This is a genomic window from Chryseobacterium sp. 27AL (genome assembly GCF_057815395.1).
This window is the reverse complement of the sequence record NZ_JBYRIW010000019.1, coordinates 1-26,340: the sequence shown is the minus strand read 5'-3', so window position 1 is coordinate 26,340 and position 26,340 is coordinate 1. Positions and strand designations below refer to the sequence as shown.

Annotated in this window: 26 protein-coding genes; 12 read left to right on the top strand and 14 right to left on the bottom strand. The window is 38.7% G+C overall.

The features are described 5' to 3' along the window. Positions 1 to 288: 288 nt before the first annotated feature. Positions 289 to 1,302, bottom strand: coding sequence for a nucleoid-associated protein (locus AC3WV0_RS17275; RefSeq protein ID WP_488847337.1), 1,014 nt, complete (start codon positions 1,300 to 1,302; stop codon positions 289 to 291). 212 nt (positions 1,303 to 1,514) lie between these two features. Here AC3WV0_RS17275 and AC3WV0_RS17270 point away from each other — a divergent pair, with 212 nt between their 5' ends. The 4 genes from AC3WV0_RS17270 to AC3WV0_RS17255 all read left to right on the top strand — a co-directional run bounded on the left by AC3WV0_RS17270 (position 1,515) and on the right by AC3WV0_RS17255 (position 2,699). Then, on the top strand, positions 1,515 to 1,676 hold the full coding sequence (locus AC3WV0_RS17270; protein ID WP_488847336.1) for a hypothetical protein: 162 nt from the start codon (positions 1,515 to 1,517) through the stop codon (positions 1,674 to 1,676). Positions 1,677 to 1,688: 12 nt separating this feature from the next. Continuing rightward, positions 1,689 to 2,045, top strand: a complete 357-nt coding sequence (locus AC3WV0_RS17265) for a DUF7674 family protein (RefSeq protein ID WP_488847335.1) — start codon at positions 1,689 to 1,691, stop codon at positions 2,043 to 2,045. A 79-nt stretch (positions 2,046 to 2,124) separates the two neighbouring features. Then, the gene (locus tag AC3WV0_RS17260; RefSeq protein ID WP_488847334.1) at positions 2,125 to 2,256 is read left to right on the top strand and encodes a hypothetical protein; all 132 of its coding nucleotides are present in this window, start codon (positions 2,125 to 2,127) and stop codon (positions 2,254 to 2,256) included. Between the two features lie 47 nt (positions 2,257 to 2,303). Next, positions 2,304 to 2,699, top strand: coding sequence for a DUF7674 family protein (locus tag AC3WV0_RS17255; protein WP_488847332.1), 396 nt, complete (start codon positions 2,304 to 2,306; stop codon positions 2,697 to 2,699). A gap of 48 nt (positions 2,700 to 2,747) precedes the next feature. Here the strand turns inward: AC3WV0_RS17255 and AC3WV0_RS17250 are convergent, their stop codons facing one another. Next, positions 2,748 to 3,263, bottom strand: a complete 516-nt coding sequence (locus tag AC3WV0_RS17250) for a DUF255 domain-containing protein (RefSeq protein ID WP_488847330.1) — start codon at positions 3,261 to 3,263, stop codon at positions 2,748 to 2,750. Positions 3,264 to 3,680: 417 nt separating this feature from the next. On the opposite strand from AC3WV0_RS17250, the gene AC3WV0_RS17245 reads away from it, so the two are divergent. The 4 genes from AC3WV0_RS17245 to AC3WV0_RS17230 all read left to right on the top strand — a co-directional run bounded on the left by AC3WV0_RS17245 (position 3,681) and on the right by AC3WV0_RS17230 (position 7,042). Further along, positions 3,681 to 4,700, top strand: coding sequence for a sensor histidine kinase (locus tag AC3WV0_RS17245; RefSeq protein WP_488847329.1), 1,020 nt, complete (start codon positions 3,681 to 3,683; stop codon positions 4,698 to 4,700). Beyond that, on the top strand, positions 4,697 to 5,473 hold the full coding sequence (locus AC3WV0_RS17240; RefSeq protein WP_488847328.1) for a LytR/AlgR family response regulator transcription factor: 777 nt from the start codon (positions 4,697 to 4,699) through the stop codon (positions 5,471 to 5,473). Before AC3WV0_RS17245 ends, AC3WV0_RS17240 begins: the two co-directional genes overlap by 4 nt. Positions 5,474 to 5,573: 100 nt before the next feature. Beyond that, on the top strand, positions 5,574 to 5,960 hold the full coding sequence (locus AC3WV0_RS17235; RefSeq protein WP_488847327.1) for a DUF4890 domain-containing protein: 387 nt from the start codon (positions 5,574 to 5,576) through the stop codon (positions 5,958 to 5,960). Next, positions 5,957 to 7,042, top strand: a complete 1,086-nt coding sequence (locus AC3WV0_RS17230) for an alpha/beta hydrolase (protein WP_488847326.1) — start codon at positions 5,957 to 5,959, stop codon at positions 7,040 to 7,042. Before AC3WV0_RS17235 ends, AC3WV0_RS17230 begins: the two co-directional genes overlap by 4 nt. 108 nt (positions 7,043 to 7,150) lie before the next feature. Here the strand turns inward: AC3WV0_RS17230 and AC3WV0_RS17225 are convergent, their stop codons facing one another. From AC3WV0_RS17225 to AC3WV0_RS17175, 11 genes are all read right to left on the bottom strand, one after another. Beyond that, positions 7,151 to 7,357: a YgaP family membrane protein gene (locus AC3WV0_RS17225; RefSeq protein ID WP_488847325.1), complete on the bottom strand. Its 207-nt coding sequence runs from the start codon at positions 7,355 to 7,357 to the stop codon at positions 7,151 to 7,153. 17 nt (positions 7,358 to 7,374) lie between these two features. Then, on the bottom strand, positions 7,375 to 7,674 hold the full coding sequence (locus AC3WV0_RS17220) for a hypothetical protein (protein ID WP_488847324.1): 300 nt from the start codon (positions 7,672 to 7,674) through the stop codon (positions 7,375 to 7,377). 38 nt (positions 7,675 to 7,712) lie between these two features. Next, positions 7,713 to 10,940 (bottom strand): efflux RND transporter permease subunit, encoded by a 3,228-nt coding sequence (locus AC3WV0_RS17215; protein ID WP_488847323.1) that lies wholly within the window; start codon positions 10,938 to 10,940, stop codon positions 7,713 to 7,715. 91 nt (positions 10,941 to 11,031) lie between these two features. After that, complete coding sequence (locus AC3WV0_RS17210; protein ID WP_488847322.1) at positions 11,032 to 12,120, bottom strand: efflux RND transporter periplasmic adaptor subunit; 1,089 nt, start codon at positions 12,118 to 12,120, stop codon at positions 11,032 to 11,034. A gap of 84 nt (positions 12,121 to 12,204) precedes the next feature. Then, positions 12,205 to 13,512 carry a TolC family protein gene (locus AC3WV0_RS17205; protein WP_488847321.1) on the bottom strand — a complete coding sequence of 436 codons (1,308 nt, stop codon included), beginning with the start codon at positions 13,510 to 13,512 and terminating at the stop codon, positions 12,205 to 12,207. A gap of 135 nt (positions 13,513 to 13,647) precedes the next feature. After that, positions 13,648 to 14,082 carry an OsmC family protein gene (locus AC3WV0_RS17200; RefSeq protein WP_488847319.1) on the bottom strand — a complete coding sequence of 145 codons (435 nt, stop codon included), beginning with the start codon at positions 14,080 to 14,082 and terminating at the stop codon, positions 13,648 to 13,650. 4 nt (positions 14,083 to 14,086) lie between these two features. Beyond that, the gene (locus AC3WV0_RS17195; RefSeq protein WP_488847318.1) at positions 14,087 to 14,398 is read right to left on the bottom strand and encodes a rhodanese-like domain-containing protein; all 312 of its coding nucleotides are present in this window, start codon (positions 14,396 to 14,398) and stop codon (positions 14,087 to 14,089) included. A gap of 65 nt (positions 14,399 to 14,463) precedes the next feature. Then, positions 14,464 to 15,072 carry a Crp/Fnr family transcriptional regulator gene (locus tag AC3WV0_RS17190; RefSeq protein WP_488847317.1) on the bottom strand — a complete coding sequence of 203 codons (609 nt, stop codon included), beginning with the start codon at positions 15,070 to 15,072 and terminating at the stop codon, positions 14,464 to 14,466. Between the two features lie 582 nt (positions 15,073 to 15,654). Next, positions 15,655 to 16,941 carry a TolC family protein gene (locus AC3WV0_RS17185; RefSeq protein ID WP_488847316.1) on the bottom strand — a complete coding sequence of 429 codons (1,287 nt, stop codon included), beginning with the start codon at positions 16,939 to 16,941 and terminating at the stop codon, positions 15,655 to 15,657. 93 nt (positions 16,942 to 17,034) lie between these two features. Next, positions 17,035 to 20,175, bottom strand: coding sequence for an efflux RND transporter permease subunit (locus tag AC3WV0_RS17180; RefSeq protein WP_488847315.1), 3,141 nt, complete (start codon positions 20,173 to 20,175; stop codon positions 17,035 to 17,037). A gap of 21 nt (positions 20,176 to 20,196) precedes the next feature. After that, on the bottom strand, positions 20,197 to 21,237 hold the full coding sequence (locus tag AC3WV0_RS17175) for an efflux RND transporter periplasmic adaptor subunit (protein ID WP_488847314.1): 1,041 nt from the start codon (positions 21,235 to 21,237) through the stop codon (positions 20,197 to 20,199). Between the two features lie 438 nt (positions 21,238 to 21,675). On the opposite strand from AC3WV0_RS17175, the gene AC3WV0_RS17170 reads away from it, so the two are divergent. From AC3WV0_RS17170 to AC3WV0_RS17155, 4 genes are all read left to right on the top strand, one after another. After that, positions 21,676 to 21,861, top strand: a complete 186-nt coding sequence (locus AC3WV0_RS17170; RefSeq protein ID WP_488847313.1) for a hypothetical protein — start codon at positions 21,676 to 21,678, stop codon at positions 21,859 to 21,861. Positions 21,862 to 22,446: 585 nt separating this feature from the next. Further along, positions 22,447 to 22,893, top strand: coding sequence for an SRPBCC family protein (locus AC3WV0_RS17165; protein WP_488847312.1), 447 nt, complete (start codon positions 22,447 to 22,449; stop codon positions 22,891 to 22,893). Further along, the gene (locus AC3WV0_RS17160) at positions 22,871 to 23,131 is read left to right on the top strand and encodes a hypothetical protein (RefSeq protein WP_488847311.1); all 261 of its coding nucleotides are present in this window, start codon (positions 22,871 to 22,873) and stop codon (positions 23,129 to 23,131) included. Before AC3WV0_RS17165 ends, AC3WV0_RS17160 begins: the two co-directional genes overlap by 23 nt. Before the next feature lie 83 nt (positions 23,132 to 23,214). Further along, positions 23,215 to 24,120, top strand: coding sequence for a helix-turn-helix domain-containing protein (locus tag AC3WV0_RS17155; RefSeq protein WP_488847310.1), 906 nt, complete (start codon positions 23,215 to 23,217; stop codon positions 24,118 to 24,120). 78 nt (positions 24,121 to 24,198) lie between these two features. On the opposite strand, the gene dnaK is transcribed toward AC3WV0_RS17155, so the two are convergent. Then, complete coding sequence (gene dnaK, locus AC3WV0_RS17150) at positions 24,199 to 26,094, bottom strand: molecular chaperone DnaK (protein ID WP_488847309.1); 1,896 nt, start codon at positions 26,092 to 26,094, stop codon at positions 24,199 to 24,201. Positions 26,095 to 26,340: the final 246 nt, after the last annotated feature.

Here is a 26,340-nt window from a genome sequence, read left to right as displayed (position 1 = left end):
GAAAATTTTAAACCTGTGGTACTTTTTACAGTAAAATACATACCACACAGGCTAAACCATCGAGTCCTTTAAAAAAATAATGTTATTTAATATTAAAAAAAAGGAGTTATTTTCTTTATATTATCTTTAACCTTCTTGTTTACAGCCCAAAAGGCTTTTTTATTTAGACTTATTTAAAAATAGTTATCTCTCCTTTGGAGAGCAGTAAATCAGCCACAATTTATACATTGAATTATCCGAAAAGCTATAAGATTTTTCTTTCCATGACCGGCTGAATATTAAATGAAATTAAACTTCTTTTTCGAAGTACAGCATATAGTATTTTCCATTTTCATCTTCTCCCTGGGCGATCTTCTGGCGGTCACCATGGATGTAGATATGGAAATTCTTATCTAATTTAATGATGCTTTTAAAGTGCCTCTGGGTTTTCTTTACCGCTGTTTCATTAATCGGGAATTCTTCTGCGATATTGATCTGCATATCCTGCTCATAATCTGTTTTGAAGTTAACAAAACTTTCGATCACATGCTCATCCTGAAGAACTTCTTTATTAAAATCATCCAGGTTAAATTCTTCTTTTTCCTTAAAGAAATTAATGGATTTATTTAGGAAATCGGCCTGATCTGCTCTGGAAACTTCAAATTCCTGAGGCAACTGTTTGGTGATGTAATCTTTATACACCATCAAAGCCTCCTGGGTATGGAAATATTCGTCATCGCGTTGTTTTACTTTCAGGAAATCCTCAAACCAGTAATACATGTCGCCGTTTTTATTATTATCAACGACGGAAAGCACATAGCCGGTTTCTTTATCATTGTTGTAGATCAGAGCTGCTTTATCAATCTTCGAAAGCCCGATTCCCTGGTCTTTTTCGATTTCAAAGCTTTCTTCCTGCGGAGAAATTTTAAGGAACGATTCTCTTTTTTCAGTTTTGAAAATTCCGATTTTATCAACCTTTTCAGTACCTTCCCTTTCGTCTTCAAAATAAACAATAAATAATTCTCCTCCCTGAACCCGAGGGTTTTCAGCGGCTTCGAAAAGATGTTTTGCAATATTTTCAGCTTCCCAGAGAAACTTGGCTTTATCATCAAAAATTTCGGATACCGAACTGTACACCGGATTATTGACCAGGTATGAATCGCTGTAAAAATGAAAAGTTTCTTCTGATTTAAAAGATCCTAAAAAGTAATTTTCCAGAAGCTCCGCCATTCCTTCATCCAGCTGCAATTCTTCCTGAGAAAGTATTAATGACTCTCCATTGATTTTATTTCCGACTCTGTGTACTACGATTTTTGAAAACATCTCCTGAATATTTTTGGACTGCAAAGATATTAATTAAATCATACAATCCGTAGAATTTCATTCTGATAAAAACCTTATCAATATGAGATGATTTTTTTTTCATATTATCTCCAATCATGAATTAACCAAATGATTATCAACAACATAAAAAAACCAATCCCTCACAGGTATGAAATTTGGCATTTTGATTTTGAATATTAACAACAAATACAATGGACTTAAAGACTTTAAACAGAATTGATACGCTGAGAAGACTTAAAAGCAGAGGACCGGAAACTCCGAAATGGATGAAACCTTATCACGTGATGCTTTTTATATTTATGACAATCGCGATTTTAAGTGTATTGATCAGAACGTTACAACCCAATCACTAAATTATAAATGATATGAACTATTTACAAGCCACTCAGGAAATTACCGTTGCGATACCTGAAATCCGCGATGAACTTCAACAAACAAGAATACAGAATTCTTATCACATCATTGAGTTTTTAACTGATAAAATCAAATCGATGATTCGTCAGAACAATACAGATTGTGTATTCAAATGTCTTAAGAAAATGAATGAACTATACAGCAATGGCGATCATACTGTAAAAAGTGCCATTGAGAATTCTTTTGTATACTCATTAGACAACTGTACAGCCTTCTGCGACAAGGCATACCGTGATACTATTTTCAGCCGTCTTTCGACTGATTTGCAGAAAGTTTATATCAGACAGATTTACAGTCATAATATCTGACTTTATTACATTTTTAAACTGTTTCATTACAAAACATAGAAAATCAACTCAACAAAAATCGATTAATTATCAATTATTTATGAAATCTAAGATACGAAAAACATCAGACTGGAAAACCCTTGAAACTACGACAGACAGGCATCATATAGAGATTTTAGCAACGCACATCGCTGTGATTATAGGAGTATTTATTTTTGCCGCTTACCTTTAAACTTTGGTACAGTTTTAGCGTAGATAAAAACGCTCGAAATATTATTTATGATGAATGCACATATGCAAACTATTAATCAAAAAATAGCTGTTGAATATTTAAAGTTTTTTTATCCGCCACTTCGTACCGAAATCACACAACTGTCAGTACAGGATAACTTTGCAGGAATTATTCAGTCTACAATTAATTATCTGAAAAACCTCCTACTTGAATCAAAAATAAATATCATCTCCCATCATATCAAACTGATGGACTGGATCTACAGAAACGGAAATTCTTATGTCAGGGATATTATTGAAAATCTTTTTGTAAGATCTTTTGAAAGTTTTAAAAAACACGCTAAAATACAGCACTGGAAATTGCTTTATCAATATATGCCTGTGAGTTTTCAGGAAATATATGATCAACAGCGAAGTCAGGATAAAATATTTTTCGGTAAATAAAATATGCTAAAACAATTCGGGCGAAACCTTTGGTTTCGCCCGAACTTATTAATTTTTCTTCGTGAAAACTTTCTGTATCGTCTGAAGATCCTTGTCATTCATCTTTGAAGATTTTTTAAGTTTTGCAACAAAAACATCGACTTCTTCAGGAGTTGACGGACATCCAAGATTTTCATTTTTATCATTAAAGGAATCTGCAAGAACTTCCCCTTTAGGATTCAGAACCAACCAGAAAGGAAGACCTGCATCTTTTCCTTTATATTTGTCCATTAGTTCTTCTCCTCCGGGATTTTCAAGTTTCTTTTTATCTCCCATTTCCTGAACATCTACGTAAGCGGTAACGAATTTTTTCTCAAAAATAGGCTGGGTTTCAGGGAGATTCATATTCTTTTCCATGACGTGGCACCATTTGCACCAGGAAGCATGAAACATCAGAAGTACATTTTTATTTTTTGCTTTTGCTTCCGTGAGCGCTTTATTGAGCACAACATCCGCTTTTTCCTGGGCAAAATTTAACTGGAATAAAAACATTCCCAACAGGAAAAGTATCTTAGAAATTCTCATTTTTAATCGGTTTTAAAGTTATACGAATGTAAACATTTTCTTGTGTTTTTAAAATAAATTTATCATCTGTCTTTTATTTTGGAAAATCATATATTCCACCTAATTTTAAGTTTGTTTAAATTTTTATAACCAGAAAGTCACAAAGGATGAGTCTGACTTCCATTTAAAATTGATGACAACAAATAAAAAAACCACAGTAGATTAAAAAAAATCTTCGATTTTTATTCTTTTGAAAACTTTAAATATTCTTAATCATTGCGTTATGATTATCTTTTGTAACTTTTGCGGTTAATTCTGAAATTACTTTAAACAAGTTTTTCTTAAAATCACAAGTCAATAAACATTTCACCCTTTAGTTTTTCAGTTTGAACATTTTATTTATATCATTGGAATTAATATTTTACTTTCTTTGTACAAATGATCAGAAACGAAAGAAAAATTTATATTTACAGTGCCCTGCTGATTACTTTGGTCGCCAATTCCGCAAAATTGATGGCCCTTAATTCCGATGGAATCATTGCCCGCTACTGGCAGTTCAACATTTGGGAATACGGATTCCAGTTCCTGTATAATATGGTATTCTGTGTGGTTTTGCTGCATCTTAACCTTTCAAAGGGAAAACTTTTCAGCATTTACAGGGAAAATAAGCAGTGGCTGAAATTATATGTTTTTAATATATTACTCATAGTAGCATTCATTATTTTAGGCAGTTTCATTCACACTTTACTTTTTGGAGATTTACCTTTTCCAAGAATCAGAATCAGAGGATATTTTGCGAGATTTTTACTCAGCAGTATAATGATTGCAGTGGTCATTCGCCTTATCCTTCTGATGCGCGAAAGCAGAAATAAAGATCTTATTAATGAACAGCTGCACACAGCTTATCTTCAGGCTCAATTGAAGTTGCTTCAGGAACAGCTTAATCCACACTTTCTGTTTAATACGCTAAGCAGTCTTTCTGCCATGGTAAGGGAAAATCCCAACCTTGCCCAATCTTATATTCTTCATTTGTCTAAGGTTTTCAGATACACGCTGGTGCATTCAGGTAACGATATTGTAACGATAAACACAGAGCTTCAGCATTTGGAATCTTATATCCAGCTCGTAAAAATGCGGCTTGAAAACGCCTTTCAGATTCAGATCAATATTAATAAGGATACTTCAGACAAAAAATTGCTTCATTTGTCACTACAGCCATTGGTGGAAAATGCTGTTAAGCACAACAAGGCTACAATTTCAAATCCTTTGATTATCAACATTTATGAAGAAAATGACTGGATCATTGTAAAGAACAATCTTCAGCCAATGAGCAGCGAAGCAGAAAGCACCGGACTTGGCCTAACCAACCTGAATGAAAGATACAGATTACAAACAAACCATGAGATAGAAATTTATCAGAACGGTGAATATTTTATAGTTAAATTGCCATTATTATGATCCCCAACCTCCGTATTATACTGATAGAAGATGAGGCGGCAACAGCGAGAAACCTGGAATTTATCCTGAAAGAAATAAATCCTGATATTGAGGTTGTTGCAACCTTACAAAGCATCGCAGACTCTGTAGACTACTTGTCTGTAGGTAATCATGATTATGATCTTATATTTTCGGATATCAGACTTTCAGATGGACTGTCGTTTGAAATTTTCAGACAAACAAGCATCAAAAAACCAGTTATTTTTGTTACAGCTTACAGTGATTATGCACTAGAAGCTTTCCGGAACAATGGAATTGATTATGTTTTAAAGCCTTTTGATAAAGAGGAAATCCAACGGACTCTGCTGAAATACAATACCATCATTGCTGATATCAAACTGGAACAGACCAAAACATCAGCCTTACTTCAACAGCTTCAGTCTTCAACAAAGAATTATAAAAAGTCTTTCCTGATCCATTACTGTGGCCGACTTATCCCGGTAGAATCCGCTAAAATCAGTTGGTTTTATACGTCCAACGAAATTGTGTACGCCTACACAGAAGCTGGCCAAAAATATACCATAGAATTCACACTCGAACAGCTGGAACGAGAACTGAATCCTGAGCTTTTTTTCCGGGCTAACCGTCAGTTTATTGTTAACCGGAACGCCATAGATACCATAGAATACTTTTTTAACGGAAGACTTTTAATCAAAATTCATCCTTCACCAGATGAACAAGTGATTGTCAGTAAAGCAAAAGCCATGATGTTTAGAAAATGGCTGGACCAATGATCTGTTTTACCACTTGATTTGGTCGGTTCACCCTTTTTTATGTTAAGATCAACTATTGCGATTATTACATTTGTTTTATTAAAAACTTAAAATTTCCAAGATGATTCTAAAGACAAAAAAACAGATGACTTTTCTGGCAGCAGTTTTTATATGCATTGCATGTACAGGCTTATCGGCACAGAAAAGCAAACTAAAAGACAGCACTCCGGAGCAGCGTGCAAAAATGCAGACAGAGTGGATGACGGCTAAATTAAACTTAAATGATCCACAAGTTCAGCAGATCTCAGCACTCAACCTTCAATATGCCCAGAAGAATGAGCCTATCATTCAAAGTAATGACAGCAAAGTCTCCAAATTTAAAAAACTGAAAGCTTTACAGAAAGAAAAATCTAATGCGCTCAACCAAATTTTAAGCGAGGAGCAGTACAAAAAATATGAGGAGATTAAAGATCAAATGGTTCAAAACTTTAAAAATAAAAGAAAATGAAAAAACTACTTTATTCTTGGGTAATCATGATATTCATTACTGCTTCAGCATGCTCTCAGAGCAATACCGATAATGAAGAAGCTGAGGCAGGTATCGTACAGAAAAACTCTTTGCTTGGACTTCAGGGACCAATACAGAAACCAACTTCGGGATATGGTTCAGATGGAAATTATCAAGTGGCAGAAATTGATTTCGACAATCCTCAATATGAAGGGACTCAGGTTTCTATTTTTTATCCGCAGGGAATTACCACTCCCAGACCAACTATATTTTTTTCGCATCCCTATGGTGGCGAGGATAAAGAATACAATATCGAGCTGTACAACTTTATTGCGAAGAAAGGTTATGTGGTGGTATTTGTACCTTACCGTACCTTTGATGTAAGTATAGACCACCGCTACCAGACGCTTTGGGAAGGCTTCACAAAGGCCGCGGAAGATTATTCCGACATTATTGACACTCAGAAAGTAGGTTTTATGGGACACTCTTTTGGTGGTGGAGCAAGTATCGATCTGGCCTACAAAGCATTTACAGAGAAAGGATGGGGAGAGAATGGACGTTTTCTTTTCACGATGGCGCCGTGGTATGCTTTTAACTGGGGCAGCCCGCTAACAACTCAACAGCAATTACAGAATTTCCCTCCCAATACCAAAATGATTACCCAGGTCTACGATGAAGATGATGTCAACGATCACAGGATGGCCATCGATATCTTTAAAAACATCAATATTCCTAATGCTCAAAAAGACTTCATTTATATTAAATCATCTACTATTAACGGGTACAATTATGTAACAGACCATGCAATGCCAAGTTCAAGAGTGACTTTCGACGCATTGGATTATTATGGAGTGTACCGTCTTTTGGATGCTATGATGGATTATAGTTTCAACGGAAATCTCAGTGCGAAAAATATTGCTTTAGGTAATGGTTCTGCCGCACAGGTTACCATGCCTTCCTATAACGGACAAACAATGACTCCGCTTGAAGTCACAGATAATCCTACCCCGAAATACCTGCAATTTAAATATCAGTTTAAATGTGGAAGCAGTACCAATCCGCGAAACAACTATTGCAATTAATTAAAAAAATTTACAGTAAAAAAAATAAAGGCTTTACCATTCTGTGGTGAAAGCCTTTAAATTTAATTAAGCCCTTTCTCCCATGTGTAGAAAGGGCTACTTTAAACATTATCCGGAACACTTCATATCATCCTTCCTTACTCCTAATTTATTTAGGATCATATACATCAAACACCAGCCTGTAAGAGCGTGGATCCACATGTTGACTCCGACAAAACCGGTCAGCCAAAACCAGTTTTCACTGATATAAATTCCCAATAAAAGGCTAATTAAAATAATGGTTCCTGCAATGGCGTGTACAATTCTTGTCTGCATATCTCGATTTTATTTGTTTATAAAGATTTTTCAAGTGAAATACTGGCCATATGAATTTGAGACAGAATTTCGAGCCCTGAATTCAGTGTTTCTATTTTTGTATAGATTTCATCAACGAATCCATCCTCTATAAATACGGTAAATAGTAAAGAATCTACCGATAAATGCGGTGTTGAAAACCATCTTTCAATATCGTTTACGTTATTTCTATATCCTTCTACAGATTGATATGAGAAAGCCTTCACTCCTGAATGTGTAAGAATATTGATAATATCTTTTTCAAATTCTTCTACTGCAGTAATTAATAGTAATTTCATAAATAAATATTTAATTTTTAACGTTAAGGCTTTATTTTTTATACTTCAAAAAATGTATCATCAGAACCGGATTTGTTCTCCCACTTTTTCTTTTCGGTGATGTAATACACCAATGGCACCACAACCAGCGTAAGCAATGTGGAAACAATTGCTCCAAATACTAAAGAAATTGCCAGTCCCTGGAAAATCGGATCAAAAAGGATAATGACCGCTCCTATTACAACCGCACCTGTCGTTAATAAAATAGGTGTTGTTCTTACCGCTCCGGCTTCTATGATAGCCTGCTTCATAGGAATTCCATCTTTGAGGCGAATTTCTATAAAGTCGATTAAAAGAACGGAATTTCTTACCATAACACCCGCTAGAGCGATCATTCCTATAAAGGAAGTTGCCGTAAAGAATGCGCCTAATAACCAGTGACCTAGCACGATTCCAATAAGTGAAAGCGGAATGGCAACCATCATCACAATCGGGGTTTTAAAATTCTGGAACCAACCGACAATCAGCATATAAATAATGATAATCACCACCGCAAAAGCAGTTCCCAGATCACGGAAAACCTCTAACGTAATTTGCCATTCTCCGTCCCATTTTACCGTATAATTGCTCTCATCTTCAGGCTGATTCATATACAGTTCATTGATTGAATAGCCCTTTGGAAGCTGGATTTTTTTTAGCTTTTCTTCCATTCCGAGAATCGCATAGGCCGGACTCTCCAGTTTTCCTGCCATATCGGCAAGAACATAGACTACTCTCTTCTGGTCTTTTCTGTAAATGGTTTTATCCAGTTCTTTTTCCTCTACTTTTACAAGGTCACTTGCCGGAACCATCCCCATCTGTCCTTTAATTTTCAAACCTGTGATATCCTGAATTGTAGATTTATCCGCATTTTTCAGCTTCATTACAATATCCACAGGATCATTAGATTTTTCATCGTAAAGGTTTCCAATCGGATATTCTCCTATCAGATAGGTTATATTCCCGACAATCTGTTGCGGAGCAACCCCGTTCAGCATTGCTTTTTCTTTATCCGGAACAAGCTTGAATTCTTTCTGAGGTGCTTCCACCATCCAGTCAACATCTACGACATCATCTGTTTTCTTCAGAATATCTTCAACCTGTTTGGCAACTTTGATTTGTCCTTCATAATCCGGTCCGTAGATTTCTGCTACAATAGTTGAAAGAACGGGAGGTCCCGGCGGAACTTCCACCACTTTTACGTTAGCTCCGTATTTTGCAGCTATTTTCTGAATTTCAGGACGGATATTTTTAGCAACATCGTGGCTCTGTGCATCACGATCTTCCTTGTGTAAAAGATTGACCTGAATATCTGCGGTATTGCTGCTTCCACGCATATCGTAATGACGAACCAATCCATTGAACGTAATCGGCGCCGAAGAACCTATATAGTTCTGGTAGTTTACCACTTCCGGAACAGTTTTCAGATATTGTGCAATATCCTGAGTAACAGCTGAAGTTCTTTCCAACGTTGTTCCTTCCGGCATATCGATTACTACCTGAATTTCATTTTTATTATCAAAAGGAAGCATTTTTACCGCTACCCATTTGGTGAAAAATGCCGCCACGGAAATCAATAATAAAACAACAGTAACCGCCATCGTTGTCCATCTTTTTGATTTTGAATCTAAAAGCGGCTGCTCTATTTTTTTATAGATTCTATAAATCCTGTTGGTTTCCAGACCCTGCTCTTCTTTGTGCTCCTGCTCATCTTTTACTTTTAACAAATGATAACCGAGATATGGTGTAACCGTTAATGCCACAAAAAGGGAAAGCAGCATGGCAATAGAAGCCCCGATTGGCATTGGCGACATATAAGGTCCCATCATTCCGCTTACAAAAGCCATAGGCAAAATTGCAGCAATCACGGTAAATGTTGCTAAAATGGTAGGGTTTCCTACTTCATTAATGGCATAGATTGCTGCCTGTTTAAACGGCAGTTTCTTCATATGGAAATGCCTGTGCATATTTTCAGCAATGATAATACTGTCATCCACCACAATTCCCACAACAAAAACCAGTGCAAAAAGTGTAATTCTATTCAAAGTATATCCTAAAATATAATAGCTGAATAACGTTAAAGCAAACGTAAGCGGAACAGAAAAGAAAACCACTAAACCACCTCTCCAGCCCATTGCCAGCATTACCAGAACCGTTACTGCTAAAATTGCAATTCCCAAATGCATCAACAGTTCTGAAACTTTGTGGGAAGCGGTTTCTCCGTAATTTCTCGTCACCTCCACATGAACATCATTCGGAATGAGATTTTTCTTTAATTCATCTACTTTGGTAAGAATCTGCTCGGAAATTTTCATCGCATCGGCACCTTTTACCTTGGAAACAGAAACGGTAACCGCAGGATATTCCGATTTAAATTTCTTGCCGTTTTCTACCGCATTTCCATATCCGAAACTCACATAATTGGCAGCATCAGAAGCACCATCTTTTATCGTTGCGACCTGTTTCAGATACACCGGCATATTCTGTGAAGTTCCAATAACCAGATTTTCCACATCTTCGGCAGAGTTCAGGAATTGTCCTGTCGTTAGAAGATATTCCGAATCGCCTGAATCAAATTTTCCGGATTGGGAACTTCCGTTATTGGCCTGAATCATCTGCATTACAGAAAGTGCATCTACATTCAGTTCAGCCATTTTATCCTTGTCTAAAATGACCTGCAGCTGGCGGTTTCTTCCACCAATCGTTTTGGTAAGAGAAACATCTTTTATTTTTTTGATTTCGGAAGATAATTCCTCTCCTATCTGGCGAAGCTGAAAGTCATTGTAATTGACATTATCACTCCACAAAGTAAGGCCCAACATTGGAACATCATCAATGGAACGTGTTTTCACCATTGGTTCCATCACGCCTTTCGGGAAGATGTTTTTGTTCTTCATCAGCTCATCATAAAGCTTTACATAGGAACGTTCCGTATCTTCTCCTACATAAAACTGAACAATAATCATGGCCTGTCCGTTCATTGCCATCGAATGAATATGCTCTACTCCCTTGATGTTTGAAATAATCTTTTCCAGAGGTTTTACCACACGGCTTTCCACTTCTTTCGGGTTGGCTCCGGGGTAACCGACCATTACATCCGCCATCGGAATGATGATCTGCGGTTCTTCTTCTCTTGGTATTAATGTCGAACTGTACACCCCGATAATCATCAAAGCTATCATCAACAGAATGGTTAATTTTGAATTGATGAAAAATTCGGCAATACGTCCTGCGAATCCTTTTTCCATAAAAAATATTTTTTTTAATGTAACAATGAATCAATCTAACAGTGTAACAATGATTTTCATTGGTAAATTGCTACATTGATATATTGTTACACTATTTTACTTGCACTTTTGCTCCGTTATACAATTTCCCTGTTGAAGAAACGATGTACGATTCTTCAGGATTTAAACCTGAAAGGATTTCAATCTGATCTCCGATTGTTTTTCCTGTCTTCAGCCATCTCAACACTGCCGTATTTTGTGAACTGACTACATAAACGCCTGTGAGCTGACCTTTTTCTACCAGAGCTGTAGTAGGAATCATCATTGTTTCATTAAAATCCTGATTTATTTTTCCTGAATTTTTTATTGGAAACTGTACATTCACAAACATTCCCGGAAGTAAATCAGAAGCATTATGAATATTGATTTTCACCATATATTGTCCACCTGTATTGGCTGCCGATTTGCTGATTTCGGAAACCGTTCCGGAAACGGTTTTATTCAAGGATTTCAAAGTAATCTGAACGGGCATTCCGGTATTGATTTGGGTAATATTCTGTTCAGAAACCAGCACCTGAGCCTGCAGAGACGATGGTGATTCTATCGTAAGCAAAGGCATTCCGGGACTTGCCATATCGCCCTGCTCTGCAAATTTTGCTGTAATGGTTCCGGAAATAGGTGCAGTAACGTTGGTGTAACGGTATTGCGCATTGACCTCGTTTTTCATCTGCTGTGCCGCTTGTAAACCAGCTTGTGCCATTTCGTAGCGTGCTCTCATATCATCCAGCTCTTTTTGGGAAGTACTTTGGGATTTATAAAGATTCTGGAATCTTTCATAGTCTTTTTTGGCAATATTGTAGCTGGCCTGCGCCTGAGAAATCTGCGCACTGGCCTGTCCGCCTTTTGCCTGAATATCTGTGGCATTGATGCTTACCAGAAGCTGTCCTGCACTTACGTTTTGTCCAACTTCTGCTTTCATTGCCGTGATGTAACCCATCATTCGGGTAGAAACATTGACTGAGTTTTTGGCTACCAGTTTTCCACTGGATGTGACAAAAGCATCATTCGAACCTGTTGCTGACTTATGAACGGTTACAGAAACAGGAGAATCGGTGTTAACCACTGATTTTTCCTGGTCCGTCGAACAGCTTTGCAAAATCATTGTTCCTAAAATTAATGTTGAATAGATGTATGTTTTCATTATTAAAATTTTTATTTATTGATATCCCACAGGTTTCAACTGTGGCTTTTGTTATTGAACCCTTCGGGTTCCGGGTCCGGTACATTATTTTCTCAAAAACTTCTCATATTCCCCGGCTACGTTGTATTCGTAAACTGCCTGCTGATATTCCAGTTCTTTTTGGGACATCAGCGTTTCTGCTGAAAGAAGATCAGCGGACTTTTCGAGCCCCTGGTCGTAACGGTTTTTCCGGATTCTGTAGGCTTCTTTGCTTTGTTCCCAGGCCTGTTTTGTGAAGTTTACCTTAGATTGGGCATCTTCAATCTGTCGGATGGCTTTGTTGAGTTCCAGCTGGCTTTGTTTGGAATACTGCTCAATTTCGGTTTGCGCTTTAGAACGTTCTGCTTTGTATTTTTCCTGCTCACCTTTTGACTTTAGACCATCAAAAACATTCCACGAAAGCTGAATTCCTGCTAAATATCCATTGGCATTGAATTGCGCTACTTTATTGTCATACATCTCAAAACTACCGAATGCGTTGAGTTTGGGAAGAAATTTGGCTTTCGAAGATTTTATGATCCAGTCATAGGCTTCCAGAGATTTTTGGTAAGCCTGCAAATCTTTGCGGCTGTCGTTCAGTTTTGCATCAGAATCGATTATATTTTCTGTGTATTCCAGATTTTCTGACGGTTTCAGGATTTTGTTTTCTGAGCTTTCATTCAAAAGAAAATATAAGTAATCGGAAGCGTTTCTGATGTTGGATTTTGCGGTCTGAATCTGACTTTCGATCTCACTGATGCGGACATCCATATACAAAACTTCAGATTTCTGGATCATTCCGTTTTTGTAATAATTGTCGATGACTTTTTTATTGGCAAGGGTTGTCTGCTTTGCATTTTCAAGCGTTTCGAGCATTTTATAGGCCAGCTGAAGCATCATGTACGATTTTTTCAGCTCAAACTGAACGTATTCTTTAGTTCTTTCTGTTTTGATATTCAAAACTTCCGCTTTTACCTGTCCTGCTTTTTTCTGATACACCGCATCCATATTGATGATCGGCTGCTGCACCTCTATTTTTGTTGCAAAGTTGGAAATGCTTTTTGGGCTGTTCAGATTATCGGGATTGAAATCCATCATCGTTATTCTTTCCTGATTGAGCTTTGCACCAAATGCGTACAACGGATTATTGGTATTGGAAAAAGTATAAGATGCATTTACATTCGGCAAGTACATCGCCTTCGTTTCCAAAAGCTCTGCTTCTGCCAATGCTGCTTCCTTTTTTGCCATTTTTACCTGCAGATTATTATCTACAATCTTATTTTCCAGATCTGTTCTGGAAATGGGAATAATCTGTTGCGGAAATAATTTTGAATAGCTTATGAATAATAAAATAAGTATGGTTAATTTTCTCATTGTTCCAATTTTAAAGCAAAATTAGACCGATGATGTTTCCTGTACAGTAACCTTTATCACATAAGGTTTTTTTTCTAAGACATTCATAAAAAAACCGCCTGCAAGGGCGGTAACAATATATACACTGTAGAAATACTACATCAGTTTTATTTGTGGAATCATCGTTATTTTTGATTTCACGGAATTGGAGATTAAACAATTGGCTTCAGATTTTTGGAGAACTCTTTCCGCCTTTTCTCTTTCGGATTCGCTTTTAATGGTAACAACAGGTTCCAGAATCACCTCGGTCATCAGGAATTTACCCTCTACCTGTTCCAGCTTTCCTTTGGATTTACATTTAAAATCTGAAAATTCAAGTTTTGAGTTATCTGCTATGGCCAGAAATGTGGTCATCAGGCAGCTGCTTACTGCTGCGGTAAAAAGATGTTCCGGCGACCAGATTCCTTCTATTCCTTTCGGAAATTGCGGAGGAGTCGCTACTTCTATATTCTGAGAAAGTTCAGGAGAAGACATTTCGCCTTTACGGTCATTTTTCCACTCAATATTAACGTTATAAAAATGTGCGTCCATCGTTTTAAATTTTATTGTTTAAACTTACCCAACCGCCGCCGTTATGTACATTTTTATAGCCATTATTCTGAAGGATATTTTTGGCAGAAGCACTTCTCATACCGGAAGCACAGCACGTAATAATGGTTTTCTCTTTGTCTTTAAATTTAGAAAGGCTTTTCTCAAGCTGATCGACAGGAATATTGATGGAGTTCTTAATGTGTCCGCCCGCATATTCGCTTTTGCTTCTTACATCTACAATTACAGCACCTTGTTTTATAAGATCTGCATAATCGGTTTTATCCATTCCGAAAAGGTTTTTTATTGCATCTAACATTTTTATTGTTTTTAAATTGATAATGCAAATGTAGAATGAAAACAAAAGCCTGTCAGTGATGAAGGTTACAATAGAGTAATTTTATTTCTTGATAGTTTTATTTTGCCGTCGGTTTCGATTTGCTTGAGAACGCGGCTAACCGCTTCCCGGGTAATTCCGAGTTCGTCGGCCAGCTGCTGATGGGTTACATTAAGCTCTTTGGATTTATAGAGCTGAGATTTCTGATTCAAAAGATGCAATATCCTTGTATCAACTTTCTGGAAAGCGACAGAATTTACCACCTCCAGCAAATCTTCAAATCTTCTTTGGTAAAGGCCGAAGATAAAATCGGTCCATTCAGGGTATTTACGAAGCCAATCTTTTGCCTGCTGCAGGGAAATCATCAGAATTTCGGCATCTTCCTCCACTATAACTTTTACTTTTGAAGTATCCTGGGTAAGCCCCGAAAGAATGGAAGAGATACAGCTTTCCCCCGGAGTAAGGTAATACAGTAAAATTTCGCGACCGTCTTCTTCCGTACGGATCACTTTAATGCTTCCCGAAACCACCAATGGAATATAATTGATGTACGAATTGATATCTAAAATGACTGTTCCGGCGGGAAACAGTTTGAGATTTCCGTTTGACGCAATCTCTTTCTTGAATTCGGGATCAGATATTTTGTTAACATTCATATTCAAAGATAAATATAATTAACAATAACTTTTTAAGTTTAAATTATGCATCTGCTTAAAAGTTATATTAATGTTTAGATCCTGTAAATTTGATTAAATGTTACAAAATCATCATTCTTTTTTTGACGCAAAGATTTTATCCGATTTAATCATTTAAGTGGGCAAAGAAGAATCTACAAGTTAATTTGATGAAGCTGAGCTTTCAAGCTTCACAAAGCAAGTTTTATTTGCCTTTACTTTCTAAAATAATATGTAAAGTTGAATTAACACTTTACGTTATAAAAAATAACAGAATCATAAAAAATGTAAACATCCTATTGTTTATGAAGATCAGATTCAAAAAAACCGACTGCAAATACAGCCGGTTGGATAAATTGGATAATGAAAAATATTTTCTGTTTAGAATAAATTCGATCAATTCATTCCATACAACAGAAAGATAAATTATTTTTAACGGCCTTGCAGATTACCTGACAGGTCTATCTGCCAACTTCTTGTTTATAATTTCTTTAAAGTTTTAAAAGAACCGACTGTCTATAAACAGCCGGTTCAAAGGAAAAAGGGATTTCCTTCTAAAAACACTTAATACTCACCATATACCCCTGTAGCTTTTTTATATTTAGCCTCATTGATCTTATATTCTGCTTTGGCATCCAGGATCTCCGATTTCGCTTCCTGCCAAAGGACCTGAGCTTTCAACACTTCATCTGCCACAACGGTTCCCGCATCATACCGGTCCTGATTCAGACGTAAATTTTCCGTTGCCTGAACAAGAGACTTTTCTGCAAGCTCGATACGTTTAACAGACTGATTAAGTTGCATCACGGCATTCTGAACTTCCAGCACCAGGAGTTCCTTTGTTTCTTCCATTTCAAGTTTCTGAGCATTGGTTTTATACTGCTGCTCTTTTACTTTCTCTTTTCTTGCGCCCCAGTCATAAATCGGGATATTCACCGACAGCATTCCCACAAATCCCTGCATATTATTTTTCATATTAACAGGATTAACGTTTTTACCAAAGCTTGAGAAGCCGATTCCTGAAAGCGCAACGGTAGGCTTACGATCGCCATCCAGCAGTTTTTCCTGAAGCTCATTGATTTCTACTGCCTTGGCAAGAATGGATAGCTCGGGGCGGTTCTTCGGCTGTAGCTGATCGTCTGCCAAAACATTAGCAAAGTTTCCGCTTACAGCATCATCTACATCAAAATCGGAATTAGGAAGTCCTGCGATCTGGGCAAGGTTTAATTTGGCAATGCTAAGACCATCTTCTGCACGTTTCAGGTTGAGCTGAGCCTCGTTCTGCTGGACTTCTATTTTCAACAGATCATTTTTATATGTCAATCCCGCATCAAATGAATTCTTTACATTGGTATGCAGCTGATCCAGAAGCTTGATGTATTCTTTTGCCAATTCTATTTTCTCCTTGGCATTTACAATTTGCCAGTACATGGTTTCTGCAGAGAGTTTTACCTCTTCTTTGGTAAGGCTTTTCTGCGCCATCTGCAGATCTACGGCCGCTGAAGAAATCTTTTTACCGGTTTCTACTTTACCGCCGGCATACAAGACCTGGGTAACGTTCACAGTAGCACTTCCCAATACTTCCGGTATAAGGTTGGATAAGGGTTTCGAGAAATAATACCCTCCCACACTTCCGTCTACGGTAGGCTTTCCGCCTGTTTCTGCAGCCGTTCTGGCAGCTTTGGCAGCTTCGATATTCTGCTGCGCTTTTTTGATCTTTTTATTGTTCTCCAATGCCAGATTTTTCACTTCATCCACAGAAACTACTCGTTCCTGCGCCTGAGCGCCTATTGCTGCCGTAAGCATCAGCACCAGGACTATTTTTGATATTGTATCGTATATGATTTTCATTTTTTTATATAAAGGTTGCCCTGCAGCAATAAACGAAGGAGCTTATGAATAGGGTTTGATACAGGACAACCGGTTAAAAAATTGATATTATAATTATTCGTGATGAGGTTTGGGTTTATATAGAATAACCTCATCGTCCAATTGATCTTCAGGGGTTTCATCTTTAGGTACGGGATTTTTCAGAAGCTTGTAATACATCACCGGAACAATGAAAAGCGTAAAGATCATGGAGAAAATAAGCCCAAAGGCCAGCACACTTCCCAACGGTGCCCACATCGGGGATTTTCCCAGGATCATCGGAACTACTCCAACAGCCGCTGCGGCTGAGGTAAGAAATATCGGACGCATTCTTCGTTTGGCAGCCGCCATAGCCGCTGCTTTGTGCGTGTATCCATGTTCACGAATCAGCTCATCGGCATAATCTACCAGGATAATTCCGTTTCTTACTACGATACCGATCAAGCTGATAATTCCCATAAAGCCAGTCATTCCCAATGGATTTCCGGTAATGAATAATCCGAAGAAGGCTCCGAAAAGACTCAGAAGAAAAGTACACAGGATAATGAGTGCCTTCCCAAGACTCTTAAACTGGAACAGCAGCGTAAGGAAAATCAGGATAAGACTCACGGAAAGCGAGAGCAGCATTCCTGGAGTATTTTCCAGCGTTGATTCGGCATCACCGCCATATTGAATAGTCGTTCCTGCAGGTAATGCAAGCGCATCAATTTTAGGCTGGGCCTCTTTCAGGATCCTTGATGGCTTCGGCCCCAACTGGGCCTCTGCAAACACGCTGGTATATTTGATTCCGTTCTTTCTTAAAATGAGCCCGGTGTGCCATTCCGGCTGTAATGTCGCCACTTCCTTCAAAGGGATCTTTTCTCCGAAATAAGACTGGATGTGAAGATTTTCCAGCGCATTCATATCTTTTCTGCTGATGGAATCATATCTCAAGAAGATATCCACCGGCTTATCACCTTCCCATAAGGTTGATACAGAGTAGCCTTTCAGTCCGGCCCCAAGGGTTTGGGTAATGGCCTGGTTGGTGACGCCAAGACGATTGGCCTTTACATCATCAACATTCAGCTTTACCCCCATATAATCATATTCGCTGCCAAGACGTACATTATTGGTTCCCGGTGTGTTCTCAAGGATCTTTTTCACCTCAAGGGCTACTTTCCGCTGATCGGCTTCATTTTCACTTACCACGCGGATCTCGATTGGCGAACCTTCCTGGAAGCTGAGTTGCTTTACTTTAATATAGCCATCCGACATAAAGTTTTTCAGCTTTTCCAAGTATTCTTTTGCCATGTCATTCGTGGCATCGTTGCTCACAGTCGTAATGAAAACCTGGGCAAAATACTTCTTGGGAGACTCCGGGGCATAGGTGGTATGGAAACGAGGCGAGCTCATCCCTACAAAGCTGGTGACATCCACTACCCGGTGGTCTTTCTTAAGGATCTTTTCAAGTTCTTTTACCTTAGCTTCCGTTTTCTCCAGTGAGGATCCGTTAGGCATCCATACTTCCATATTGAACTGGTTTCTTTCGCTAAGCGGGAAAAACTCCGGGTCTACTTTAGTGGCGATGAACAGGGCGCTGATAATTGATAGCGCTCCAATAAACATGGTCATTTTAGGCCATTTGAAAGCCAGTCCCACCCCATTATCAAAGGCAGACTGAAGGTGATCCAGCATGTTCTTTTTTGGAGGTCTGTCGCTTACTTTATGCTTTAGTCCCTTTTTAATGAAAACATAGCAGGTATATGGCGTAAGGAACAGCGCAACAAGCATGGATGTAATCAATGCAATAGCTACAGTAATTGGCAATGAGACCATAAAGTCCTTAGCAATTCCTTCCATAAACAAAGCCAATGGAGCAAACGCGAAGATGATCGCCATTGTTGCCGTAAAGATCGGAAGCGACAGCTGTTGGGCTGCCTGCCAGGCCGCCGTCCACGGTGTTAATCCTTCGTCCAGCTTTTCGATATAATTATCGACGACGACAATGGCATTATCTACCACCATTCCGAGAACGATGATCAAAGCGGCAAGGGTTACCTGGTGAAGCTCCAGCCCCACGATCTGCATCAGTCCAAACGTAATCACGATAGAGATAGGGGCTGCTGCTGAAGCCACGCCGGCTACCCGTATAGGAAGCAGTAGCATCACTACCAACACTACAGAACCAATCGCCATGGCAAATTCAACCATAAAATGACTGATACTCTCTCCAACGGCTTCCGGCTGATTCACGATCGTTTTCATATGAATATCCGGCGGAAAATCTTTCTGGATGTCCTCGATCTTCTTCTCTACTTCTTTCCCGAAGGCGACGATATTGTTCCCGGGCTGCATGTCAACGGTGAGAACCATTGCCTTTTCATCACCCACCCTTACAAAGGAATCAGGTTCTTCGAAACGTCTTTCAAGGTCAGCGACGTCTTTCAGGCGAACCACATTACCCGCCGGGGTGGTATAGACGATCTGCTCAGCAATATCGGATATATTCTTATAGCGGCTGTTGGTATACACCGGGATGATGGCATTGGAACCGCCGGATATTTCTCCGTTGTATCCCGTTACATTCTGCTGCTGTATCGCACTGACCAATGTATTCACGCCAAAACCGTACTGCTGGAGTTTCTGGTCATTGATCTTAATGTAGATCTGCTGTCTTTGTCCGCCGGAACGATTAATTTTGGAAACGGTAGGGATTACCTTCAGACCATCTTCAAGTTTATCAACATAACTTTCAATCTCAGCATATGATCTATCTTTGGAAGATACAGAGATGATCATCGCAGTCACATTGGCAAAATTACTGTTGATAAATGGCCCGACAACACCGGCAGGAAGCTTCGGACGCAGATTGGCATCCATATCCAGCTGGAGGGTATGCCAGAACTTCTTACGGTCTTTAACATCAGCATTCATTTCTACGGTGAAGAATACCTGTCCTTCTTTCACTTCAGCCTTGACTTTTTTCTTTTTGATCTCTTCAAAGGAGAAAAGATACTGTTCTATCTTTTTTGCGACTTCCTCTTCTACCTGGTGTTCATCGGCTCCGGGATAAACTGCATATACAGCGGCAACGGGCATATCGATACGCGGGTTTTCGCTTCGGGGCATATTCATCAGCGAATTGATTCCCATGACCATCAACAGGATTACCAGCACGATCACCACCTGCTTATGCTTCATCGCAGCTTCCAGAAAATGCACTTTTTTATTCGTCATTTCTTTCATTTCTTTTTTGAATTAAAACTTAACCGGTTTACCGTCTTCCACACGCGTCTGCCCGGAAATAACGACCTGGTCATCCGGGGCCAGCCCGCTTTTGATGATCACATCGCTGGTACCTGCCATATTCTGCATTTCCACTCTCCTTTTAAAGGCGGTGGCACCGTTCTTAGCAGATTTCACGGTATACACATAACTGGAACCGTCAGGATTTTTAAGTACTGCCTGAGCAGGAATGATAATAGCATCCTTGCTTTTACCGGTATTAATGTTGATATCTGTGATCATCCCTGGCAGGATCTGCCCTCCCGGGTTGTCGAGACGAATTTTTACGGTGTACGTTCTGGAATTGTCATCCGCCTGTGGATTGATAATGGTGATATTTCCGTGAATCGTACGGTTAAGGCTCGGAATGGAAACCTCTACAGGATCTCCTATTTTTAAGGCACTAATCTCGTTTTCCGTGATGGACGCAGCGGCATATACTTTATCTGTTTTCACAATAGTAAATGCCGGAATTCCTGGTGCAGCCGTAGCGCCGGCTTCGGTTTGTTTTTGAGAAACAATGCCTGAAAAAGAGGCATACAGCTTCGTATCTCTCAAATTTTTCATCGCCATCTCTCTATTGGCTTTAGACTGTGCCAGCGCTACTTTTGCGGCGATATAATCCCTTTCCGGTAAACTTTTTTTAAGATACAGCTGGTTGAGACGGTTGAAATTATCCTGGGCCTGCTCCATCCCTGCACCGGCAACGGCCAGGGCATTCTGATAGGTATTGGTTTCAATGGCCGCCAATAGCTGACCTTTGGAGACACGCTGTCCCTCCTGAACATAGACGGCGGTTACACGCCCGGAAACCCCAAATCCAATGCTTACACTGTTGTCGGCCAGAATATTTCCACTATAAGAAAATGTTTCAGGCTGGGAAACCATCTCTATTTTCTGCACGCCCACCTTTACCGGCTCAGCTTTGACCACAGGCTGCTCTTTTCCGCCACATGCTGAAAGCAGCAGCAGGCTCCCTAATAAAAAAAGACTTTTCGTTCTTTTCACTATCATAAAATAAATTTTTACCGTTAAAGAGAATTCAATTGTAATTGGTTCACGATGCAAATTTGAGGTAAGGAAAAACATAATAAAAGGTCTGTTTTTGTCTGATATTGGTCTAAAACGAAACGCCACTTCCGCGTATGTTCTGCTTTGGCACTTCCTGTCATTTTAAATGGTGGTTTTGGCAATCTCTCTCAAACCACCCCCACCCAAAATTCTCTGAATTTTCGGTACCCCTCCAAGGGAGGGGAATTTTTTTTATTGTCTTCTTATGTTAGAATTTGGGGTGCTATGATTAAGGAAATGATTCTTTAAAAAGCATCTGATTTCCGAGAGGTGTTCTCATCGGTCGATGAGAACACCTTATCACGCCCGATGAGAAACCCTTTCGTCGCCCGATGAGATCTACTCTCGGAATTATCTGCGCTGACTACCCTCTGTATGATCATGATGGATAGAATTGAATCACCAAAACAGCTCTCTCCAAAACTCTCTAATACTCTTCCGCATACTTTTGTCGTTGATTCAGTCAAATCTGTGATTTCCGGAGGAATCTCGGCATCGTTGACATCAGCTTGGAAAGATTGGGGCTTAGATCCCTACGGGATGACAATCGGGATGGTAACATGGTGATTAATGCTAAATATGCTTTGTCAACACCGCTTACATCGGGCGGTCAACATACCCTTGACCGTACGGTCAACACACCCGCATTGGTACGATCAATGCGGTGTTGACAATAGAGGCTAATTTCTGCCTGTTGATAGTTTCTGTTTTTAAGTGAATATTGCTTAGCACGTAAGGGGATGTCACTTAGCGCCCTTAGGGTACCCCACTTAGCTGCCTAAGTGGGGATCACTTAGGTAGAATCGAATGTACATTTCCATTACAGTACCACGTACTGAGGACATACTATCCTTCGAGCGAGGGAAACAGAATCCTTCGAGCGAAGGAACACTCTTCGCTCGGACGAGGGATAACGGTGGCAACATGCGGGATCCTGCCTTATTAAACAGTTAATCGTTGAGAACTTCCTGCTACGAATATAAAGGGATCAGGACCATAAGCTCTAAAAAGAGTATCGGTTACCTTATCACTGTAATGTGTTGACAAGCTTCATCATGTTCAGATTCTGACCAGTTTACGCCGAATTCAGACCTTTTTTATTAACATTTCACTATAGAAATTTGCATTATTAACCAATATGAAAGAAAATACATGAAGAGTCTGGCTTTATCTGTAACCAGTAACCTGATTGATAAAAAAGAGGTTTGGAAACTGATTACAGATATTGACCATTGGAGTGAATGGGATTTCAACATTGAATATTCAGAGTGTATCGAAAGTAAAGCCGGACAGGAACGTTTATTTAAAGTGAAACACCGTAATTATTTTATAACAGCCACAGGTGTTATTGAGGAATTCAGACCTTATGAACGCTTCACATTCCGAATACGGCTTGGCGGAGCCAGACTGTACAGAAAATATGTAATGGAAGATACAGAGGATGGATTGAAAGTCACCATTATTACTTCTGTTTCAGGTTTTCTGGCCAGACTATGGAATTTATTGATAGTAAAAAGAATTGTGAAAGATACTCCGGAAGATCTTAACATAATCGTTGAACAGATAAAAAACAGATATGAAAAACAGTGTGCTTTTTAAAACAAGATTCAAAAAAATTATAGATGCGTTCTGGCTTAGGGAAGACATCCTGGAAATCATTCCCAACTGCCAATGTGAGTATCTCGACAACAATTTCAGACTGTTGAGTGTATCTTCGGAAACTTTTTTTTCGGAAAATGAGCTTAAACCTATATTTGAATTTTATGAAACGGAGTTCTCTATTGTAGAGCTCTATATTTCAAAAACAGGTGTAGGTCATTCGCCTAATATTGTATAAAAATAATCATTTATATCTTGAGTTTCTATGGGTAAGGGTTGCTCCTTATTTATTAACTTTACTAACATTCATATTTAAAAACCATGACTCATAAAGATATTGTTTTCCATAACCTCCACGATCTGTTCAAAATGTTGGATAAAAACAATGGTCATCAAAAATGCAACAATGATTTCTTTACTATCCGGGAGTCTCATAATCTTGATGAAAATTCTTACGCCTATCCCTTCAGAACAGACAATTGCGCCATTATGCTGATTACGGAAGGGGAAGGAAATATGCAGGTTAATCTTGAAGAAATATACATTAAAAAAGATGATATTGTTATTATCACACCCAATTCAATTATTCATCCGGCCAACAACGGTTCTTATGCCAGGGCAAAGGGTATTGTTTTCAACGATTCTTTCGTACAAAAAAATATCCGTCACATGCATTACATCAATGAGATCATCTTCTTTTCCGAAAGAAACACTCCGATCTTACATCCGGACTTTAATGAAAGGGAAACGGTAAGATTTCTGCTTGATAAGATCAGCCTGGCGGATGAGCAGGATAATTATTATTCCAAAGATATCATCAATCATTATTTTAATGCACTGCTCCTTGAGCTGATGGTGATATACCGTTATAATAATACAAGGATGATTGATCCTAAAACATCAAGAAAGAAAGATCTTATCAATCAGTTTCTTGTTCTGCTTTCGGAGCATTCAAAAAAAGAGAGAGCGGTTGAGTTTTATGCCGAGAAGCTTTTTGTGACCCCAAGTTATCTGACACGTATCGTAAAAGAAGCTTCCGGTGAATCTACCCGTACGATTATTACCAATTCAGTTATTATTGAGGCGCGTGATCTGCTTTTAAATTCTAATCTTTCGATTACCCAGATTGCAGAAGAGCTTCATTTCAGTGATCAGTCTTTTTTTGGTAAGTTCTTTAAAAAGAAAATGAAGATGTCTCCCAAAATGTTCAGGGTAAAGCATAAATAGAACTATATAAAACCAAAACCGCCTTAAACTGAATGTTTAAAGCGGTTTTTAATTATGTTATTACTGTATTATCAATACTTATTTTACTTCTTCGAAGTCTGCATCCTGTACATCATCAGCACCTGCATTATTTCCTCCAGGATTTTGTGCACCTGCATCAGCGCCAGGCTGTTGACCTGCAGCGTACAATTCTTCTGAAGCGGCCATCCAAGCTGCGTCTAAAGCTTCTGTTTTAGCTTTTACATCGTCTGCATTCTTAGCTTCGAAAGCGGTTTTCAACTCTCCGTGAGCGGCTTCGATGGCTGCTTTTTTGTCAGCAGATAATTTCTCACCGAATTCTTTTAACTGCTTTTCAGTCTGGAAGATCAATCCGTCTGCTTTGTTGAAGATTTCCACTTCTTCTTTTTTCTTAGCATCGGCAGAAGCATTTTCCTGAGCTTCTTTCTTCATTCTTTCGATTTCTTCATCAGAAAGTCCTGAAGACGCCTGGATTTTGATAGACTGCTCTTTACCAGTTCCTTTATCTTTAGCAGAAACACTTAGAATACCGTTTGCATCGATGTCGAATGTTACTTCGATCTGAGGAACTCCTCTTGGCGCTGGCGGAATATCTGTAAGGTCGAATCTACCGATTTCTTTATTGTCGTTGAACATTGGTCTTTCCCCCTGTCCTACTCTGATGCTTACAGCCGGCTGGTTGTCAGAAGCTGTAGAGAATACTTCAGATTTTTTAGTTGGAATCGTAGTGTTTGCTTCAATTAGTTTAGTGAAAACAGAACCCATTGTTTCAATACCTAAAGAAAGTGGCGTAACATCTAATAAAAGAACGTCTTTTACATCACCTGTCAATACACCTCCTTGGATTGCCGCACCAATTGCTACCACCTCATCCGGGTTAACACCTTTAGATGGCTTTTTACCGAAGAATTTTTCCACTTCTTCCTGGATAATCGGGATTCTTGTAGAACCACCAACCAGGATTACTTCGTCGATATCAGAAGTTGATAAACCTGCATCTTTCAATGCTTTAGCAACAGGTTCCATTGATCTTCTTACCAGATCAGCAGACAACTGCTCGAATTTAGCTTTCGTTAAAGTCTTCACTAAGTGCTTAGGACCTGTAGCTGTAGCGGTGATATATGGAAGGTTGATTTCAGTTTGTGGAGAAGAGGACAATTCAATTTTTGCTTTTTCAGCAGCTTCTTTCAATCTTTGTAATGCGATAGCATCAGATTTTAAGTCAACACCTTCTTCAGATTTGAACTCATCTGCCATCCAGTTGATGATCACATCATCGAAGTCATCACCTCCTAAGTGCGTATCACCATTTGTAGACAATACTTCGAATACACCATCTCCCAAATCAAGGATAGAGATATCGAAAGTACCACCACCAAGGTCATACACGGCAATTTTCTGATCTTTATGGTTTTTATCAAGACCGTAAGCTAATGCTGCAGCAGTAGGCTCATTGATAATTCTTTCTACTTTAAGACCTGCGATCTCACCAGCTTCTTTAGTAGCCTGTCTTTGCGCATCGTTGAAGTATGCAGGAACCGTGATTACCGCTCTTGTTACTTCCTGACCAAGATAATCTTCAGCAGTTTTCTTCATTTTCTGAAGGATCATCGCAGAAATTTCCTGTGGAGTATATTCTCTGTCGTCGATTTTTACTTTTACTGTATCGTTTGGTCCGGATACAACTTCATAAGGTACTCTTGAGATTTCAGCAGCATCTTCTTTAAAGTGTGTTCCGATAAATCTTTTGATAGAATATACCGTTTTCTTTGGGTTGGTTACCGCCTGTCTTTTTGCAGGGTCACCTACTTTTCTCTCACCATCTTCTGTGAATGCTACGATAGAAGGCGTTGTTCTTTTACCTTCTGCGTTAGGAATAACAACAGGGTCTTTTCCCTCCATTACAGCAACACAAGAGTTGGTTGTACCTAAGTCAATTCCGATTATTTTACTCATAATATTTTTATTTTTTCTATTTTAAATTTTTTATTTACATTCAGTATTTCTCAATATTTATACCATTCAAATTTTTGTGACAAATTGACATATTAAAAATACAAAACCCTGATAACTCGTAGTCATGGTCGGAAGAAAAATTCTTCCGACTTTTTTAGTTTTTTATCCTGAGAAAAAGCAATTTAATTATTTGATTATCAATTATTTAACTTGCGTTTTAGAAATTTATTTTCGTATCTTTATAGC

Bases quoted from the DNA above. Each gene is read 5' to 3' on its own strand.
- AC3WV0_RS17275 (WP_488847337.1), bottom strand. From the start codon at position 1,302: ATGTTTTCAAAAATCGTAGTACACAGAGTCGGAAATAAAATCAATGGA.
- AC3WV0_RS17270 (WP_488847336.1), top strand. From the start codon at position 1,515: ATGGACTTAAAGACTTTAAACAGAATTGATACGCTGAGAAGACTTAAA.
- AC3WV0_RS17265 (WP_488847335.1), top strand. From the start codon at position 1,689: ATGAACTATTTACAAGCCACTCAGGAAATTACCGTTGCGATACCTGAA.
- AC3WV0_RS17260 (WP_488847334.1), top strand. From the start codon at position 2,125: ATGAAATCTAAGATACGAAAAACATCAGACTGGAAAACCCTTGAAACT.
- AC3WV0_RS17255 (WP_488847332.1), top strand. From the start codon at position 2,304: ATGATGAATGCACATATGCAAACTATTAATCAAAAAATAGCTGTTGAA.
- AC3WV0_RS17250 (WP_488847330.1), bottom strand. From the start codon at position 3,263: ATGAGAATTTCTAAGATACTTTTCCTGTTGGGAATGTTTTTATTCCAG.
- AC3WV0_RS17245 (WP_488847329.1), top strand. From the start codon at position 3,681: ATGATCAGAAACGAAAGAAAAATTTATATTTACAGTGCCCTGCTGATT.
- AC3WV0_RS17240 (WP_488847328.1), top strand. From the start codon at position 4,697: ATGATCCCCAACCTCCGTATTATACTGATAGAAGATGAGGCGGCAACA.
- AC3WV0_RS17235 (WP_488847327.1), top strand. From the start codon at position 5,574: ATGATTCTAAAGACAAAAAAACAGATGACTTTTCTGGCAGCAGTTTTT.
- AC3WV0_RS17230 (WP_488847326.1), top strand. From the start codon at position 5,957: ATGAAAAAACTACTTTATTCTTGGGTAATCATGATATTCATTACTGCT.
- AC3WV0_RS17225 (WP_488847325.1), bottom strand. From the start codon at position 7,357: ATGCAGACAAGAATTGTACACGCCATTGCAGGAACCATTATTTTAATT.
- AC3WV0_RS17220 (WP_488847324.1), bottom strand. From the start codon at position 7,674: ATGAAATTACTATTAATTACTGCAGTAGAAGAATTTGAAAAAGATATT.
- AC3WV0_RS17215 (WP_488847323.1), bottom strand. From the start codon at position 10,940: ATGGAAAAAGGATTCGCAGGACGTATTGCCGAATTTTTCATCAATTCA.
- AC3WV0_RS17210 (WP_488847322.1), bottom strand. From the start codon at position 12,120: ATGAAAACATACATCTATTCAACATTAATTTTAGGAACAATGATTTTG.
- AC3WV0_RS17205 (WP_488847321.1), bottom strand. From the start codon at position 13,512: ATGAGAAAATTAACCATACTTATTTTATTATTCATAAGCTATTCAAAA.
- AC3WV0_RS17200 (WP_488847319.1), bottom strand. From the start codon at position 14,082: ATGGACGCACATTTTTATAACGTTAATATTGAGTGGAAAAATGACCGT.
- AC3WV0_RS17195 (WP_488847318.1), bottom strand. From the start codon at position 14,398: ATGTTAGATGCAATAAAAAACCTTTTCGGAATGGATAAAACCGATTAT.
- AC3WV0_RS17190 (WP_488847317.1), bottom strand. From the start codon at position 15,072: ATGAATGTTAACAAAATATCTGATCCCGAATTCAAGAAAGAGATTGCG.
- AC3WV0_RS17185 (WP_488847316.1), bottom strand. From the start codon at position 16,941: ATGAAAATCATATACGATACAATATCAAAAATAGTCCTGGTGCTGATG.
- AC3WV0_RS17180 (WP_488847315.1), bottom strand. From the start codon at position 20,175: ATGACGAATAAAAAAGTGCATTTTCTGGAAGCTGCGATGAAGCATAAG.
- AC3WV0_RS17175 (WP_488847314.1), bottom strand. From the start codon at position 21,237: ATGATAGTGAAAAGAACGAAAAGTCTTTTTTTATTAGGGAGCCTGCTG.
- AC3WV0_RS17170 (WP_488847313.1), top strand. From the start codon at position 21,676: ATGATGGATAGAATTGAATCACCAAAACAGCTCTCTCCAAAACTCTCT.
- AC3WV0_RS17165 (WP_488847312.1), top strand. From the start codon at position 22,447: ATGAAGAGTCTGGCTTTATCTGTAACCAGTAACCTGATTGATAAAAAA.
- AC3WV0_RS17160 (WP_488847311.1), top strand. From the start codon at position 22,871: ATGAAAAACAGTGTGCTTTTTAAAACAAGATTCAAAAAAATTATAGAT.
- AC3WV0_RS17155 (WP_488847310.1), top strand. From the start codon at position 23,215: ATGACTCATAAAGATATTGTTTTCCATAACCTCCACGATCTGTTCAAA.
- dnaK (WP_488847309.1), bottom strand. From the start codon at position 26,094: ATGAGTAAAATAATCGGAATTGACTTAGGTACAACCAACTCTTGTGTT.